The 14,689-nt window shown below is 74.7% G+C and carries 16 protein-coding genes; 5 read left to right on the forward strand and 11 right to left on the reverse strand.

What is annotated here, in order from left to right; translation table 11 throughout:
• Window positions 1-12: 12 nt before the first annotated feature.
• Together ACH4SE_RS08850 and ACH4SE_RS08855 are read right to left on the reverse strand one after the other, a co-directional pair.
• The gene (locus ACH4SE_RS08850; RefSeq protein ID WP_398542603.1) at window positions 13-426 is read right to left on the reverse strand and encodes a hypothetical protein; all 414 of its coding nucleotides are present in this window, start codon (window positions 424-426) and stop codon (window positions 13-15) included.
• Window positions 423-986, reverse strand: a complete 564-nt coding sequence (locus tag ACH4SE_RS08855) for a TIGR03086 family metal-binding protein (protein ID WP_398542604.1) — start codon at window positions 984-986, stop codon at window positions 423-425. The genes ACH4SE_RS08850 and ACH4SE_RS08855 overlap by 4 nt, the downstream gene beginning before the upstream one ends.
• 67 nt (window positions 987-1,053) lie before the next feature.
• On the opposite strand from ACH4SE_RS08855, the gene ACH4SE_RS08860 reads away from it, so the two are divergent.
• The gene (locus ACH4SE_RS08860; RefSeq protein ID WP_398542605.1) at window positions 1,054-1,851 is read left to right on the forward strand and encodes a DUF6597 domain-containing transcriptional factor; all 798 of its coding nucleotides are present in this window, start codon (window positions 1,054-1,056) and stop codon (window positions 1,849-1,851) included.
• Between the two features lie 101 nt (window positions 1,852-1,952).
• Entirely contained in the window at window positions 1,953-2,624 is a 672-nt protein-coding gene (locus ACH4SE_RS08865) for a FadR/GntR family transcriptional regulator (RefSeq protein ID WP_398542606.1), read from the forward strand.
• A 150-nt stretch (window positions 2,625-2,774) separates the two neighbouring features.
• Here the strand turns inward: ACH4SE_RS08865 and ACH4SE_RS08870 are convergent, their stop codons facing one another.
• The 4 genes from ACH4SE_RS08870 to ACH4SE_RS08885 all read right to left on the reverse strand — a co-directional run bounded on the left by ACH4SE_RS08870 (window position 2,775) and on the right by ACH4SE_RS08885 (window position 7,021).
• Window positions 2,775-3,626 carry an amidohydrolase family protein gene (locus tag ACH4SE_RS08870; protein WP_398542607.1) on the reverse strand — a complete coding sequence of 284 codons (852 nt, stop codon included), beginning with the start codon at window positions 3,624-3,626 and terminating at the stop codon, window positions 2,775-2,777.
• A 2-nt stretch (window positions 3,627-3,628) separates the two neighbouring features.
• On the reverse strand, window positions 3,629-4,612 hold the full coding sequence (locus ACH4SE_RS08875) for an aldo/keto reductase (RefSeq protein WP_398542608.1): 984 nt from the start codon (window positions 4,610-4,612) through the stop codon (window positions 3,629-3,631).
• A gap of 295 nt (window positions 4,613-4,907) precedes the next feature.
• Window positions 4,908-5,699 (reverse strand): SDR family NAD(P)-dependent oxidoreductase, encoded by a 792-nt coding sequence (locus tag ACH4SE_RS08880; RefSeq protein WP_398542609.1) that lies wholly within the window; start codon window positions 5,697-5,699, stop codon window positions 4,908-4,910.
• Window positions 5,696-7,021: an enolase C-terminal domain-like protein gene (locus tag ACH4SE_RS08885; RefSeq protein WP_398542610.1), complete on the reverse strand. Its 1,326-nt coding sequence runs from the start codon at window positions 7,019-7,021 to the stop codon at window positions 5,696-5,698. Before ACH4SE_RS08885 ends, ACH4SE_RS08880 begins: the two co-directional genes overlap by 4 nt.
• 317 nt (window positions 7,022-7,338) lie before the next feature.
• Between ACH4SE_RS08885 and ACH4SE_RS08890 the strand changes: the two genes are divergently transcribed.
• Window positions 7,339-8,346, forward strand: a complete 1,008-nt coding sequence (locus tag ACH4SE_RS08890) for a PAC2 family protein (protein WP_398542611.1) — start codon at window positions 7,339-7,341, stop codon at window positions 8,344-8,346.
• Between the two features lie 250 nt (window positions 8,347-8,596).
• Window positions 8,597-8,848: a DNA-binding response regulator gene (locus tag ACH4SE_RS08895; RefSeq protein WP_398542612.1), complete on the forward strand. Its 252-nt coding sequence runs from the start codon at window positions 8,597-8,599 to the stop codon at window positions 8,846-8,848.
• Between the two features lie 154 nt (window positions 8,849-9,002).
• Here ACH4SE_RS08895 and mshC read toward each other — a convergent pair whose 3' ends face one another.
• The 4 genes from mshC to ACH4SE_RS08915 all read right to left on the reverse strand — a co-directional run bounded on the left by mshC (window position 9,003) and on the right by ACH4SE_RS08915 (window position 12,618).
• Entirely contained in the window at window positions 9,003-10,232 is a 1,230-nt protein-coding gene (gene mshC / locus ACH4SE_RS08900) for a cysteine--1-D-myo-inosityl 2-amino-2-deoxy-alpha-D-glucopyranoside ligase (RefSeq protein WP_398542613.1), read from the reverse strand.
• A 131-nt stretch (window positions 10,233-10,363) separates the two neighbouring features.
• Window positions 10,364-11,197 carry an SCO1664 family protein gene (locus ACH4SE_RS08905; RefSeq protein ID WP_398542614.1) on the reverse strand — a complete coding sequence of 278 codons (834 nt, stop codon included), beginning with the start codon at window positions 11,195-11,197 and terminating at the stop codon, window positions 10,364-10,366.
• Window positions 11,161-11,751, reverse strand: coding sequence for a DUF3090 domain-containing protein (locus ACH4SE_RS08910; protein ID WP_031515046.1), 591 nt, complete (start codon window positions 11,749-11,751; stop codon window positions 11,161-11,163). Before ACH4SE_RS08910 ends, ACH4SE_RS08905 begins: the two co-directional genes overlap by 37 nt.
• Before the next feature lie 165 nt (window positions 11,752-11,916).
• Complete coding sequence (locus tag ACH4SE_RS08915; RefSeq protein WP_398542615.1) at window positions 11,917-12,618, reverse strand: histidine phosphatase family protein; 702 nt, start codon at window positions 12,616-12,618, stop codon at window positions 11,917-11,919.
• A gap of 224 nt (window positions 12,619-12,842) precedes the next feature.
• Here ACH4SE_RS08915 and ACH4SE_RS08920 point away from each other — a divergent pair, with 224 nt between their 5' ends.
• Complete coding sequence (locus tag ACH4SE_RS08920; protein WP_398542689.1) at window positions 12,843-13,454, forward strand: hypothetical protein; 612 nt, start codon at window positions 12,843-12,845, stop codon at window positions 13,452-13,454.
• A gap of 44 nt (window positions 13,455-13,498) precedes the next feature.
• Here the strand turns inward: ACH4SE_RS08920 and ACH4SE_RS08925 are convergent, their stop codons facing one another.
• Window positions 13,499-14,548, reverse strand: a complete 1,050-nt coding sequence (locus tag ACH4SE_RS08925) for an LLM class F420-dependent oxidoreductase (protein WP_398542616.1) — start codon at window positions 14,546-14,548, stop codon at window positions 13,499-13,501.
• Window positions 14,549-14,689 lie beyond the last annotated feature (141 nt).

A 14,689-nucleotide genomic window follows, 5' to 3' on the forward strand; every position in this document is an offset into this window, starting at 1 on the left:
ATCCCGGCCGGGTCACCGGGGACCGCCGGGCGCCCGGGCAGCGCGGCCAGGACGGAGGGTGAGCGCGCCGTCCCGGTCGGTCACCGCCATCGCCCCGACCGCGGCGCCGCGGGCCGGCCCGTCGCCGACCGAGGCGATGTCGCCGGTCGGGGCGAAGTGGAACTCGCCGCGCACCAGGCCCTCGAAGAAGGCCACGTGCGTGCCGGACTCGTGGCGCAGCACCAGGTTCACCGGCGCGACGCGCGCGCACCACGCGGCCGGGTCGAGGGCGGCCCGGGCGGCGGGGTCGAAGAAGGGCCAGAACTCGACGCCGCTGCGCTCGTCCCCCTCCCCCGCGGCGAAGGACCCGTGCACGAGCGAGGCGCGGATCGTCCCGTCGGCGCGGCAGAGCCCGCGCACGCGGGAGATGAGGCGGTCCTGGATCACCCGGCCCAGTAGGGGTCGCGGCCCGACAGAGCGACAGCGGCGGTCAGCGGCCCCGCGCCCGCGGGGACCTCGGCCGGCTCCCCGAAGCCCTTGAAGTCGCGGTACAGCTGCGCGTTCTCGCGCACCCCGGCGAGCACCCGCTCCGCGGTGCCGTCGGCGACCTGGAACTCCTGGCCGGTGGCGCGGGCCAGGTCCCAGCCGTGCAGGCACAGTTCGAGCAGGAGCATGCCCGCCACGGCCTCGGCGGGCATGCCGTTGACCTCGCCCTCCCAGGCGGCCGGCTCGGACCACGCCGCCACCGAACGCTCCAGCTGCGCCGCGTAGGCGGCCTGCCAGTCCGGTTCGGCGGTGAAGTCGCGGGTGGCCAGGCCCTCGGGGTGCGGCTCGCGCCGGGCACGCAGCTCCATGCCGATGCCGGTGTACGCCACGAGGTGGTTGACCAGGGTGCGGGTGTCGAAGCCGGCGCAGGGGGTGGGCCCGGCGAGCCGGCCGGGGGTGACGGACGCGGTGACGCGGGCCGCCGCACGTGCGGCGTCGGCGAGGTCTGCTGGGAAGGTCATGCCCCCGACGCTACGGAGGCCTCCGCGGCCGGTCTTGAAAAAACGCGACAGCGCATAGGCTGGGCCCATGAGCAGCCACGGCTTCCGCCGCGGGGTGCTGCGGCCGGAGGCGGCCGCGGACTTCCTCCAGGTGCGGACGCACCCGCCCGCGCCGGAGCTGGCCGCCCTGGTGGACTTCTACTGGAACCCGCGCTGGGATCTGCGCGGCCGCGAGCCCTACGACCAGAAGGTGCTCGCCCACCCCAACGTCCACCTGGTCTTCGAGCCCGCGGGGCCGCTCGTCTACGGGGTGCAGCGGGAGGTCTACGTACGGCGGCTGGCCGGCAGGGGGCAGGTGCTCGGCGTCAAGTTCCGGCCCGGCGCCCTCCGCGCCTTCTCGGCCGGGCCCGCGGCCGCGCTCGCCGACCGCGCCGTGCCCGCCGCCTCCGTCTTCGGGGCCGGCGCCGAGGCGACCGGGCGGCGGATCCTCGCGCTCGACGGCCTCGCGGAGATGGCCGCGCTCGCCGACCGCTTCCTGCTCGGGCGGCTCCCCGACGGGCCGCCCGACCCGCGCATCGCCGAGGTCACCGCCCTCGTCGAGCGGATCACCGCGAGCCCGCAGCTCTTCCGGGTCGACGCGCTGGCCCGCGAGCTGGACGTGCCCGTGCGGCGCCTCCAGCGGCTCTTCGCCGACTACGTCGGGGCCTCGCCCAAGTGGGTGCTGCGCCGGGCCCGGCTGCACGAGGCCGCCGCCCGCGCGGACGCCGGCACCGGCCTCGACTGGGCCGCGCTCGCCGCCGACCTCGGCTACGCCGACCAGGCCCACCTCACGCGGGACTTCGCCGCGGCGGTGGGGACCACACCGGGCCGCTACGCCCGGGCGTGAATCCCCGGTTCCGTTAGGCGTTCCGGCCGTACGGGCACATAATGAGGGCATACATCGGAGGTCTGGCGGCGCTGCGGACCGGGTACACGGGGAGGCGCGGGATGGCGGTCACCGACGAGGCGATCGAGAAGATCAAGGAGATGATCGTCTCCGGGGCGCTGCGGCCCGGCGACCGGCTCCCCAAGGAGAGCGAACTCGCCGCCGAGCTGGGCCTTTCCCGCAACTCGCTGCGCGAGGCCGTACGGGCGCTGTCCCTCATCCGCATCCTCGACGTCCGCCAAGGCGACGGCACCTACGTCACGAGCCTCGACCCGCAGCTACTGCTGGAGGCGCTGAGCTTTGTGGTGGACTTCCACCGCGACGACACGGTGCTCGAATTCCTGGCGGTCCGCCGCATCCTGGAGCCGGCGGCCACCGCGATGGCGGCGTCGAGCATCCCCGAGGACGAGCTGGACGCCCTCCAGGGCAAGCTCGACGCGCTGGGCGACCAGCCGTCGGTGGAGGAACTCGTCGCCTCCGACCTGGAATTCCACCGCGGGATCGTCGCCGCGTCCGGCAACTCCGTCCTCTGCTCCCTGCTGGACGGGCTGTCCGGCCCCACGACCCGCGCCCGCGTCTGGCGCGGCCTCACCCAGGAGGACGCGGTGTCGCGCACGCTCCTGGAGCACCGCGCGATCCTCGCGGCACTCCGCGACCGCGACGCGGAGGCCGCACGCAGCTGGGCGACGGTCCACATCGCCTCCGTCGAGCAGTGGCTCCGCTCGACCCTGTGAGCCCCCCGCCCCGCTTGTCCGTCCCCCGCGCGGCCGGCGGGAGCTCCTGCCGCGCGGGGTGAGCGTTCTCCAGGGGCGCGGGGTACCGGGCGAGCAACCCGCCACCGGGCGGGAAGCCCGGGAAGGCCGCCTCGGGTGGCGCCCGGGGCCTCACCCCAGCCCGTACACCGCGGCGGCCGTACCGCCGAAGACCGCACCGGACTCCGCCGCCGAGAGCCCGGAGGCCGCCTCGGCCGCGAGCGAGAGCACGTCGCCGTAGGACGCGGCCAGCGTGCAGACCGGCCAGTCGGAACCGAACATCACCCGGCCGGGGCCGAAGACGTCCAGCACGTGCCGCGCGTACGGCAGCAGGCCGGCCGGCTCCCAGCCGGACCGGTCCGCCTCGGTCACCAGCCCCGAGAGCTTGCACACCACGTTGGGCAGCGCGGCGAGCGCCGTCACCTGGGGTGCCCACTGCTCCCACCCGCCGGAGGCGATGGGCGGCTTGCCCGCGTGGTCGAGGACGAAGCGCAGCCCGGGCAGCGCGGCCGCGGCGCCGAGGGCCGCGGGCAGCTCGCGCGGTGTGACGAGCAGGTCGTACACGAGCCCGGCCGCGGCCACGCTCGCGAGGCCCCGGCGGACGTCCGCGCGGGCCAGCCACCAGGGGTCGGCCTCGTCCTGGACCTGGTGCCGTACGCCGACCAGCGGCCCGGTCAGGGAGGCCAGGGCGTCGGGCAGCGCCGGGTCCGTGAGGTCGGCCCAGCCGACGACGCCGGCGACGCGCCCGCCGGAACCCGCGGCGGTCTCCAGCAGCTCGCGGGTCTCGTCCGGTGAGGAGCTGGACTGCACGACCACGGTCGCGTCCACACCGTGCTCGTCGAGCAGCGGTTCCAGCTCGGCGAAGTCGAAGGTGCGGGCTATGCGGTCCAGTCCGGGCCCGCTCATCCACGGTTGCGGGCGCCGGCCGAGGTCCCACAGGTGGTGGTGGGCGTCGATCCGCCGCGTCCCGGCCGGCCCCGGCATCGTCACCCGCCCGCGGCGGCCGTGAGCGGCAGCGGCACGTCCGCGTCGAGCAGCCCCTCGGCGACGAGCGCGTGCCACATCGCGTCGGGGATGTCGTGGCCGAACATGGCCTCGTTGTCGTGGACCTCCTCCGCGCTCGCGGCGCCGACGACCGCGGAGACGACGCTCGGGTGCGCGAAGGGGTAGCGGAGCGCGGCGGCCCGCAGCGGGACGCCGAAGTCGCCGCAGACCCGGGCCATGGCGAGCGCCCGGTCGATGAGCGGCTGCGGCGCGGCCGCGTAGTCGTAGCGGGCCCCGGGCCCGGGGTCGGCGAGCAGCCCGGAGTTGTAGACGCCGCCGACGACGACCTTGGTGCCGCGGCGTTCGCACACCGGCAGCAGGTCGTCGTAGGCGGTGCGCTCCAGCAGGGTCCAGCGGCCCGCGCACAGCACCACGTCGACGTCGAGGTCGGCGACGAGGCGGGCGAGCACGCCGCTGAGGTTCATGCCGAAGCCGATGGCCTTGACCACGCCCTGGTCGCGGAGTTCCGCGAGGGCGGGGAAGCCGCTGTCGTAGACCTCCGGGAGGTGGTCCTCGACGTCGTGCAGGTAGACGATGTCGACGGCGTCCACACCGAGCCGCTCCAGCGAGCCCTCCAGCGTGGCGCGGATGCCGTCCGCGGTGAAGTCCCACACCCTGGCGCGGGGCGGGACGTCGGTGAAGCCCTGGCCGTCGGGCTGCTCGCCCGGCGCCAGGTCCCGCAGCCGCCGCCCGACCTTGGTGGACAGCACGTACGAGGCGCGGTCCCGGCCGGCGAGCGCCCGGCCGAGCCGTTCCTCGGAGCGGCCGAGGCCGTAGTGCGGGGCGGTGTCGAAGTAGGTGACGGGCCGGCCCGCGTCGAAGGCGGCGGAGACGGTGGCCGCCGCCTCCTCGTCGGTGACGGCGCGGTAGAGGTTGGCCAGCGGCGCGCAGCCGAGGCCGAGCCGGGGCAGTGCCGGGAGGGGCATACGTGGTGTCCTTCTGCTGGGTCCGGCCGGCTGGGCGCCGGGAGACGGGAGGGGACGGGGGCGGGGTGCCGGTCCTGCTTCTCGCCGCCGGCGAAGCGGGAGATGGTCCGGGCGACGACGATGATGGCACCGTAGAGGAACCTGCCCCGCAGCGGCGGCACTCCGCCGGGGGCGGTGACGTTCACGACCGCGTGCGGGCCGACGACCCGTCGCGGCCGCCGGGGGCCGGCACGGTCCATGTGACGCGGTCGGCGCGGGCGCCGGCCGCGCGGGCGGCCCCGGGGTGGTACGCGAGTCAGGCGGGGCGCACACGGAGGCCCTGCATGCCGCCGTCCACGGCGAGCGCGGTGCCGGTGACACCGGCGGCCGCGGGGCTCGCCAGGTAGACGATGGCGGCGGCGACCTCGTCGGCCGTCACCAGCCGGCCCATCGGCTGGCGGGCGTCGAGAGCGGCCCGCTCGGCGGCGGGGTCGCCGGCCTGGTCGAGCAGCCGGCCGACCCACGGGGTGTCGGCGGTCCCGGGATTGACGCAGTTGACGCGTATGCCCTCACGTACGTGGTCGGCCGCCATCGCCAGGGTCAGCGAGAGGACCGCGCCCTTGCTCGCGCTGTACAGGGCGCGCTGCGGCAGCCCCGCGGTGGCGGCGATGGAGCAGGTGTGGGTGACGGAGGCGCAGCCGGGGCGTTCGGCGGCGGCCCGGCGCAGGTGCGGGAGCGCGGCACGGGCGGTGCGGACCATGCCGAGGACGTTGACGTCCAGCACCCGCGACCACTCGTCGTCGGCGTTGTCCTCGACGGTGCCGACGGCGCCGATCCCGGCGTTGCTCACCAGGACGTGCAGGCCGCCCAGTTCGCGCGCCGCCTCCGCGACGGCGGCGCGCACGGCGGCGTCGTCGGTCACGTCCGCGGCGACCGGGAGGCAGCCCGCGGGGGCACCGGAGGGATCGCGGTCCAGCACGGCCACGCGGGCGCCGCGGGCGGTGAGCAGGGCGGCGGTGGCCGCTCCGATGCCGGACGCGCCGCCGGTGACCAGCGCGCCCAGGCCGGCGAAGTCCTTCAGGGGGGCGGGGGTGGTGGCGTCGGTCATCGGGTGAACTCCTTTCGCCGGGCGCGCTCCTGCCACACGGGCCCGTCGGGGTAGCGGTAGTCGGTGAGCGTTTCCGGGACCATGCGGGCCGAGAAGCCGGGCGCGCCGGGGGCGACGTAGCGGCCGTTCTCGACGACGGCGGGGTCCGTGAAGTGCTCGTGCAGGTGCGGAACGTACTCGATGACGCGGCCTTCGAGGCTGCCGGAGACGGCGACGTAGTCGAACATCGCCAGGTGCTGGACCAGCTCGCACAGGCCCACCCCGCCGGCGTGCGGGCAGACCGGGACGCCGAACTTGGCGGCCAGCAGGAGGATCGCCAGGTTCTCGTTGACGCCTGCGACGCGCGCCGCGTCGATCTGGACGAAGTCCACCGCGCCGGCCTGGAGCAGCTGCTTGAACACCACACGGTTGGCCACGTGCTCGCCGGTGGCGACCGGAACGGGCTGCCGGGCGCGCACGGCGGCGTGCGCGAGCACGTCGTCGGGGCTCGTGGGCTCCTCGATCCAGTACGGGTCGTACGGCGCGAGGGCCTCCATCCACGCCACGGCCTCGGCGACGTCCCAGCGCTGGTTGGCGTCCACCGCGATGCGGATGCCGGGGCCGACGGCGGCGCGGGCCAGCCGCATCCGGCGCAGGTCGTCCTCCAGGTCGGCACCGACCTTGAGCTTGATCTGGCCGTAACCGGCGGCGACCGCCTCCTTCGCCAGCCGGGTGAGCTTCTCGTCGGAGTAGCCGAGCCAGCCGGGCTCGGTGGTGTAGGCCGGGTAGCCCTGCGCCCGCAGCAGTTCCGCGCGTGCGGCGCGGCCCGGTTCGGCGCGGCGCAGGATGTCCAGCGCCTCGTCGCGGGTCAGCGCGTCGCTGAGGTAGCGGAAGTCGACGAGGTCGGCGAGCTGGTCGGGGCTCATGGAGGCCAGTAGCGCCCAGACCGGTTTTCCGGCCGCGCGTGCGGCGAGGTCCCAGGCGGCGTTGACCACCGCCCCGGCGGCCATGTGCATCACGCCCTTCTCGGGGCCGAGCCAGCGCAGTTGCGAGTCCTGCGTGAGCAGCCGGTAGAAGGCGCCGAGGTCGCCCGTGACACTGTCCACCGGGCGGCCGACGACGTACGGTCGCAGCGTGCCGATCGCGGCGGCGACGACGTCGTTGCCGCGGCCGATGGTGAAGCACAGGCCGTATCCCGCGAGGCCGCCGGGCGCGTCGGTGCGGAGCACGACGTAGGCGGCGGAGTAGTCGGGGTCGGGGTTCATGGCGTCCGAGCCGTCCAGCTGTTCCGAGGTCGGAAAGCGGATGTCGTACACGTCGACCCCGGTGATGGTCGGACTCATGCCCACTCCCGTCGCGAGACATCGGATCTTTTCCTGGTGATCCGATGTATAGCGGGAGTCCTGCGGGCCCGTCCAGAGGGCCGGGGGAAGTTGTGGGTAACAGATCGGATGTCTCCGGAGCGGGCGCCGGCGGCGCATCGGCGCCTTCCGGCAGCCGCCGGGGGCCCGCGGCCGCCGTCGGCGGTAACGCCCCGGGCAGCGACGGGACAGCGGTCCGCGCGGGCCCGGGCACGTAGGCTGGGGACGCACGTGACGAGCAAGTGAGAGCAGCGCCGGATCGGGGCCGCACGGCCCCGCCGGCCGGAAGGAGGCGCCGGGTGATCGAGCTTGAGGGAGTACCCGAGCTGATCGATCCGGTCATGGTGGCGGCGTTCGAGGGCTGGAACGACGCAGGGGACGCAGCCTCCACCGCGGTGGCCCATCTGGACCGGGAGTTCAAGGGCGAGGTCTTCGCCGCGCTGGACGCCGAGGACTACTACGACTTCCAGGTCAACCGCCCCACCGTGTGGATGGAGGACGGCGCGCGGCGGATCACCTGGCCCACCACCCGGCTGTCGGTGGCCAGGATCCAGTCCCCCAAGCCGCGCGACCTGGTCCTCATCCGCGGCATCGAGCCCAGCATGCGCTGGCGGTCGTTCTGCAACGAGCTGCTGGGCTTCGCGCACGAACTGGGCGTGGAGATGGTCGTGGTGCTGGGCGCGCTGCTCGGCGACACCCCGCACACCCGCCCGGTCCCCGTCACCGGGGTCACCTCGGACCCGGACCTGGCCACCGCCCTGGACCTGGAGGAGTCCCGCTACGAGGGCCCCACCGGCATCGTCGGCATCCTCCAGGAGGCCTGCGCGCACGCAGGGGTGCCCGCCGTCAGCCTGTGGGCCGCGGTGCCGCACTACGTCTCCCAGCCGCCCAACCCCAAAGCCACCCTCGCACTGCTCAACCGCCTGGAGGACCTGCTGGACCTGCGCATCCCGCAGGGCGAGCTGCCGGAGGACGCGCGGGCCTGGCAGGTCGGCGTCGACCAGCTGGCCGCCGAGGACAGCGAGGTCGCCGAATATGTGCAGACATTGGAGGAGGCCCGCGACACCGCGGAATTGCCGGAGGCGTCCGGTGAGGCGATCGCGCGGGAATTCGAGCGTTATCTGAGGCGCCGCGATCCGCAGCCCGGCGATTACGCGAGCGAAGGCGGGGACGGCGTCCCGCAATTCCGCGACCTCGGACGGCAGCAGCGTCCGGAGGAGCCGCGGAACGGCGAAGGGCACGCCGCCGACTCCGGTGACGGCGACACGGACGACTCCGGCGACGGCACCGGGGAGGACGGGGAGTAGGGCGCCGGCCGCCCGCTTGCGACGGACCGTCAAGTGCCGGGCACGTCACGTCAAGGCGCGCACGCCCGGCACCTGCCAGTCTGGCGGTGCCGGCTGCGGCACCCCGCCCGGCACGGACGGATCCCGTGCCCGGTGCGGTCACGCCCGTTCACCGGAACGTCAGTTGCGCGGGGGAACTGTCGCCGGTTAGCATAAGATTCATCCGTTGGCATACTTTCCCCGGGGGGGGATCGTGGTAATCAGCGAGCGTATGGACGACGTGGATTTCCGCATTCTGGCACTCATGCGCGAAGGGCTTTCCGACGCCACCATCGGGAGAAAACTCTCGCGCGGTCACCGGACCATTCAGCGGCGGATATGCCACATGATGGACAGTCTCGGCGTCTCCGGCCGCTTCGCGCTGGGGCTGAAGGTCGCGGAGCTGAACCTGCTGGCGGCCCGGGAACTGCCCGGGCACGCGGCCGACCTCGGCGGTGCGGCCGCCGCGGGGAACTGCACGTAACAGACCCGGGCGCGGGGGGGCGTCCGAGCCGGGGGGGATCGGGGGGGACCCCGGAGCAGGGGAAGGAGGGGCGGCCACCGCCGGTGCGCGGTGGCCGCCCCTCCCTCACCGTGTCAGGGCCCCCCGTGGGGCCGGGGCGCGGTGCGCCCCGGCGTCAGAGCGCCACCCCGAGCAGCGCGTCCACCGCGCGCGAGACCAGGCCCGGCGCCCCGGTGTCCGTGCCGCCCGCCTCCTGCTGCCGCGCGGCCCACGCGTCGACGGCGGCCAGCGCGGCCGGCGCGTCCAGGTCGTCGGCGAGCGCCGCGCGGATCTCGTCCACGAGCGCCTCGGCGGACGGCCCGTCGGGCCGCGACACCGCGGCACGCCAGCGGCCCAGCCGCTCCTGTGCGCCCTCCAGGACGGCGTCCGTCCACTCCCAGTCGGACCGGTAGTGGTGGGCGAGCAGCGCCAGCCGGATGGCGACCGGGTCGACGCCCGCCCGCCGCAGCGCGGAGACGAAGACCAGGTTGCCCTTGGACTTCGACATCTTCTCGCCGTTCAGCGCGACCATCCCGGCGTGCACGTACGCCTTGGCGTAGGGGTACTCGCCGGTGAGCACCTGGGCGTGCGACGCGCCCATCTCGTGGTGCGGGAAGACCAGGTCGGAGCCGCCGCCCTGGACGTCGAAGCCCATGCCGAGGTGGTCCAGGGCGATGGCCACGCACTCGATGTGCCAGCCGGGGCGCCCGGCCCCGAGCGACGCGCCGTCCCAGCTGGGCTCGCCCGGGCGGGCGGCCATCCACAGCATGGGGTCGAGCGGGTTCTTCTTGCCGGGGCGCTCCGGGTCGCCGCCGCGTTCGGCGGACAGCGCCCGCATGACGGTGGCGTCGAAGCCGGAGACGGAACCGAAGTGCGGGTCGCAGTCGACCGAGAAGTAGGTGTCGCCGTCCAGTTCGTAGGCCGCGCCGGCCTCGCGCAGCCGCTCGATGAGCGGCACGATGCGCGGGATGGACTCGACGGCCCCGATGTAGTGCGCCGGCGGCAGCATCCGCAGCGCGGTCATGTCCTCGCGGAAGAGTGCGGTCTCGCGCTCGGCGAGTGCCGTCCAGTCGTCGCCGGTGGCGTCGGCGCGCTCCAGCAGCGGATCGTCGACGTCCGTGACGTTCTGCACGTACTGGACCTGGTGCTTCGTGTCGAGCCACACGCGCTGGACGAGGTCGAACGCGTTGTAGGTGGCCGCGTGCCCCATGTGCGTGGCGTCGTACGGCGTGATGCCGCAGACGTAGAGGCGGGCGACCGGTCCGGGATCGACGGCCACCAGGCCACCGGTCGCGGAGTCGTGGAGACGGAGTGCGCGTCCAGTGCCCGGGAGGGCAGGGACGTCGGAAGCGGGCCAGGCATGCATGAAATGAGATTAACCTTCCGCCCGCGGGCGGAACGAGCGGGAGCAGCACGTTTACCTGGGCGGGCAGCGGTTTCGGTCACCGCGCGGCCCGCTCGCCCCATCGGTCACGGCCGCGCGGTCCGCCGTGCGCGTCAGACCGGGGGCCAGGGTATGGAGGGCCAGCCGCCCCCCGGCAGGGGGTGGATCCCGGTCTCCAGCAACCGCGCGACCCTCGCCCGCAGGGCGTGGATCTCCGCCTCCGTGACGAGTGCGCCCAGCCGTACGCCCAGCTCGCCGTCCAGCGCCCGCGTGAGCCCGTCCAGGACCGTCACGGCCTCCTCGGGCAGCGGCTCGCCCGCCCAGCCCCACAGCAGCGTGCGCAGCTTGTCCTCGGCGTGGAAGGTGACCCCGTGGTCGATGCCGTAGAGCCGGCCGTCCGGGCCGGGCAGCAGGTGGCCGCCCTTGCGGTCGGCGTTGTTGATCACCGCGTCCAGCACCGCGAGGCGGCGCAGCCGGTCGTCGTCGGCGTGCACCAGCAGCGCGGTGCGGCCCTCGCCCACCTCGGCCTCGACCACGGCCTTCCAGCCCGGCGCCGGCTCGGTGTCCTCGGTGAGGGCCAGCAGCGCGGTCTCCTCACCCTGTTCTGCGGACTCGATCCACAGCTGCACCATGCCCTCGCCGTACGGGCCCTCGCGCAGCACGGTGGGCGGCACCAGGCCCCAGCCGGTCGCCTCGGAGACCAGGAAGGCGGCCACCTCGCGCTGGGCGAGCGTGCCGTCGGGGAAGTCCCACAGCGGGCGCTCCCCCGCGACCGGCTTGTAGACGCACGCGGCCGTCCCGCCCTGGTGGGCGACCTCGCAGTACAGCACCGCGTTCGACGCGTCGCGGACCTGGCCGCGCACGGTCAGCTCGCCCTCGGACAGCAGGGTCAGCGCCGCGGCGGCGGCGCTCAGGCCGACCTCCGGTACCCGTTCTGACGCGGGCATACGTGTCCTTCCGGATCCAGGGGCAGGCTGCACAGCGGGCACGGCGGGCGGCCCGCGGACACCACGTCCAGGGCGCGTTTGGCGAAGGAGCGGGCCTGGGCGCCGGTGAGCAGCACCCGCAGCAGCGGCGGGCCGTTCTCCTCGTCCTGGAGCATCTGCTCCTCGGCCGCCTCCAGGTCCTCCTCGTCCTCGCCGCTCAGCTCGACCAGCGCCTGCGCCTCGATGACCATGCGGTCGTGCGCGCCGTCCCAGGCCAGGGCCATGGTGCCGACCCGGAACTCCTCCTCGACCGGCACGTCCAGCGGCGCGGTGTCGGACAGCTCGGTCGGCGCGACCGCCGGTACCGGGGCGTTGCCGCCGCTGCGCCGCACGACCTCGTCCAGCAGCTCGTCGATGCGCTCGGCGAGCGCGGCCACCTGGGTCTTCTCCAGGGCCACGCTGGTGGTCCTGCCCTTGGCCGTGGCTTGCAGGAAGAACGTACGCTGACCCGGCTGGCCGACCGTACCGGCCACGAAACGGTCCGGGTGCTCGTAGAAGAAGACCTGGCGGGGCACGTCCTGCTCCGTTTGCTCGGCTGTGGGGCTGTGTGGCGGTGACGCTGGATGGCTCCGACGCGGTGCGGCGGTGCCGCGGGGAGGCGGCGGCGCGCGGCGCGGGCGCCGCACACGGTGGGGCTCACCGCGAACACGCATCCGCCCCCACCCTACTGCGGAAGCTGATCACGGGGCGCCCGTGGACCCGCCGACCACCGCGTCGGCGGTGTTGCCGCCGGGCGGCGCGGGCGGCGGCGCCAGGGCGCCCAGGTCGCCGGTGTCACCCAGGCGCAGCAGGAAGGGGCGGTGCGGGGTGTAGCGGACGGCGGTCACCGAGCACGGCTCGGTGGTGATCCGCTGGAAGAGGTCGAGGTGCATGCCGAGCGCGTCGGCGGCCAGCGCCTTGATGACGTCGCCGTGCGAGCACACCACGTACAGCGCGTCCGGACCGTGCTCGTCCTCGATCCGCGCGTTCCAGTCGCGGACGGCGTCCACCGCGCGGGCCTGCATGGCCCGCAGCGACTCGCCGCCGGGGCCGGGGAAGGCCGCGGCCGACGGGTGCCGCTGGACGGTCGTCCACAGGGGCTGGTCGGCCAGCTCGGCGAGCTTGCGGCCGGTCCAGTCGCCGTAGTGGCACTCGCCGACCCGCTCGTCGGTGTGCAGCTGCAGCCCGGTGCGGGTCTCCAGCAGCGGGCGCACGGTCTCCTGGCAGCGCTGCAGCGGGCTGCACACCACGGCGGCCAGCGGGAGCGCGGCCAGCCGGGCGGCGAGCGCGGTGGCCTGCGCCCGCCCGGTCTCGTCGAGGGCGACGCCCGGGGTCCAGCCGGCCAGCACGCCCTGGGTGTTGGCGGTGGACCGGCCGTGCCGGACGAGGATCGCGGTAGGCATGTCCGCCACCGTAACCCTTTCCGGTGGCGTCCGTTGTGCTGGGCGACGGCCGTGGCGGGGATGATCCCCCCCGAGCCCCCACCACGGCCGCGGGGTTTCGGCGCGCCTTCCGCGGGATTCGCCGGATCCGCTCGCTCCGGGACAGGCCCGGGAGTCCCGCCCCGTCGGTAAGGTGCACCAGGGGTCGAGGGGCCCCGGGAGCCGGTATCGCAAAGCGGGTGGAGATGTTCAGCAAGGCGACGAGGAGCCGCCCGGCTCCCGGCGGGAGCCACACGGCCGGCACCGACTGGTCGCCGTACGGCCGGCTGGAGGACGCCGCGGGGGTCTATTTCCTGCACGCGGACGTCGCCCTGGACGCCATCACGGGGGTGCTCGGCCGCCGCCGGGTGCGCGGCTTCACGCTGGAGCGGGTGGTGGACCTGACCGAGGCGGGGGCGTCGGTGTGGCAGGAGGCCGCGGTGTGCGACGGGCGGCGGCTCATCCTGTGGCACAGCGAGGAGCTGGCCGACGCCTCCGCGCCGGGCGGTACGGTCCTGGACTCGTCGGTGCAGGTGCTGCCGCTGGAGGCGATCGGGCACGTCGGGATGCGCACCCTGGTCGGCCGCGACAGCCTCGGGCGACGGGTGGACCGCGGGGTCTACCTGGTACTGGCCACCGCGATGCCGCACGAGCTGAGCGCGGTCGCGGCCGACCCGGAGGCGGCGCTGCCGGTGGCCTCGGCCAGGTTCCGGCCCGAGGCCTTCCGCTTCAGCAAGTCGCTCGACGACGGGGGCCCGGGCCAGATAGCCCGGCTGATCGACTTCGGCCGGCTGCTCGGCCGGCTCGTCCCCGGCTGAGCGGCCGGCCGACGGCGTTCACGGGGCGCCGCGGCGGCCCGGCGTCACGCCAGTCCGGCGCGCTCCAGGGCCTCGACGCCCGCCCGCAGCCCGGCGACCCTCTCCTCCAGGGTGAAACCGGCGGGGGCCAGCGTCAGCGTCGTGACGCCCGCCTCGGCGTACGCCCGCATGCCGTCGGCGATCCGCTCGACGGGGCCGAGCAGGCACGTGGAGTCGATCAGCTGCCGCGGCACGGCGGCCGCCGCACCCTCCTTGTCGCCGGCCAGGTACAGGTCCTGGATCTCGGCCGCCTCGCGCTCGTAGCCCATGCGCCGGGCGAGCTGGTTGTAGAAGTTCTGCTTGCGGCTGCCCATGCCGCCGACGTAGAGCGCGGTGTAGGGGCGGAAGAGGTCGGCCAGCGCGGCGACGTCGTCACCGACCGCGAGCGGCAGCGTCGGGCACACGTCGAAGCCGTCGAGCGTCAGCCCGGCCCTGGCGCGGCCGGCCCGGAGGTGACGCAGCGCGGTCTCCTCCAGGTGCGCGGCGGAGGCGAAGATCAGCAGGGCGCCGTCGGCGATCTCGCCCGTCTGCTCCAGGTTCTTCGGGCCGATCGCCGCGACGTAGAGCGGGATGTGCTCGCGCTGCGGGTGCACGGTCAGCTTGATGGGCTTGCCGGGGCCGCCGGGCAGCGGCAGCGTCCAGTGCTCGCCCTCGTACGACAGCCGCTCGCGGGCCATGGCCTTGCGGACGATCTCGACGTATTCGCGGGTCCGCGACAGCGGTTTGTCGAACTTGACGCCGTACCAGCCCTCGGAGACCTGCGGGCCCGACACCCCCAGGCCCAGGCGGAAGCGGCCGCCGGACAGCGAGTCCAGGGTCGCGGCGGTCATCGCCGTCATCGCCGGGGTACGGGCCGGGATCTGGAAGATGGCCGAGCCGACGTCGATCCGCCCGGTCTGCGCCGCCACCCAGGACAGCACCGTCGGCGCGTCGGAGCCGTAGGCCTCGGCGGCCCAGCACACGGAGTAGCCGAGCCGGTCGGCCTCCTGGGCGACGGCGAGGTTGTCCGCGTCCATGCCGGCACCCCAGTAGCCGAGGTTGATCCCGAGCTTCATGGCTCTCCCTTGAGCTGGTCGGTGTCGTACCGATCGATGTGCCGCCGACCTTCGTACTGGCCGGTAACGTCTGTGCTCCACCGGACTGTAGCGTGCCCCGCCGCCACGCGACCTGTCAGGTACGTCACTGCCGCCCATTCG

The sequence above is a fragment of the Streptomyces sp. NPDC020983 genome, from assembly GCF_044333485.1.
Classification (GTDB): domain Bacteria; phylum Actinomycetota; class Actinomycetes; order Streptomycetales; family Streptomycetaceae; genus Actinacidiphila.

Excerpts from the sequence above, each read along its gene's own strand:
- ACH4SE_RS08855 (WP_398542604.1), bottom strand. The coding sequence starts at position 986 with ATGACCTTCCCAGCAGACCTCGCCGACGCCGCACGTGCGGCGGCCCGC.
- ACH4SE_RS08860 (WP_398542605.1), top strand. The coding sequence starts at position 1,054 with ATGAGCAGCCACGGCTTCCGCCGCGGGGTGCTGCGGCCGGAGGCGGCC.
- ACH4SE_RS08865 (WP_398542606.1), top strand. The coding sequence starts at position 1,953 with ATGGCGGTCACCGACGAGGCGATCGAGAAGATCAAGGAGATGATCGTC.
- ACH4SE_RS08870 (WP_398542607.1), bottom strand. The coding sequence starts at position 3,626 with ATGCCGGGGCCGGCCGGGACGCGGCGGATCGACGCCCACCACCACCTG.
- ACH4SE_RS08875 (WP_398542608.1), bottom strand. The coding sequence starts at position 4,612 with ATGCCCCTCCCGGCACTGCCCCGGCTCGGCCTCGGCTGCGCGCCGCTG.
- ACH4SE_RS08880 (WP_398542609.1), bottom strand. The coding sequence starts at position 5,699 with ATGACCGACGCCACCACCCCCGCCCCCCTGAAGGACTTCGCCGGCCTG.
- ACH4SE_RS08885 (WP_398542610.1), bottom strand. The coding sequence starts at position 7,021 with ATGAGTCCGACCATCACCGGGGTCGACGTGTACGACATCCGCTTTCCG.
- ACH4SE_RS08895 (WP_398542612.1), top strand. The coding sequence starts at position 8,597 with ATGGACGACGTGGATTTCCGCATTCTGGCACTCATGCGCGAAGGGCTT.
- mshC (WP_398542613.1), bottom strand. The coding sequence starts at position 10,232 with ATGCATGCCTGGCCCGCTTCCGACGTCCCTGCCCTCCCGGGCACTGGA.
- ACH4SE_RS08905 (WP_398542614.1), bottom strand. The coding sequence starts at position 11,197 with ATGCCCGCGTCAGAACGGGTACCGGAGGTCGGCCTGAGCGCCGCCGCC.
- ACH4SE_RS08915 (WP_398542615.1), bottom strand. The coding sequence starts at position 12,618 with ATGCCTACCGCGATCCTCGTCCGGCACGGCCGGTCCACCGCCAACACC.
- ACH4SE_RS08920 (WP_398542689.1), top strand. The coding sequence starts at position 12,843 with ATGTTCAGCAAGGCGACGAGGAGCCGCCCGGCTCCCGGCGGGAGCCAC.
- ACH4SE_RS08925 (WP_398542616.1), bottom strand. The coding sequence starts at position 14,548 with ATGAAGCTCGGGATCAACCTCGGCTACTGGGGTGCCGGCATGGACGCG.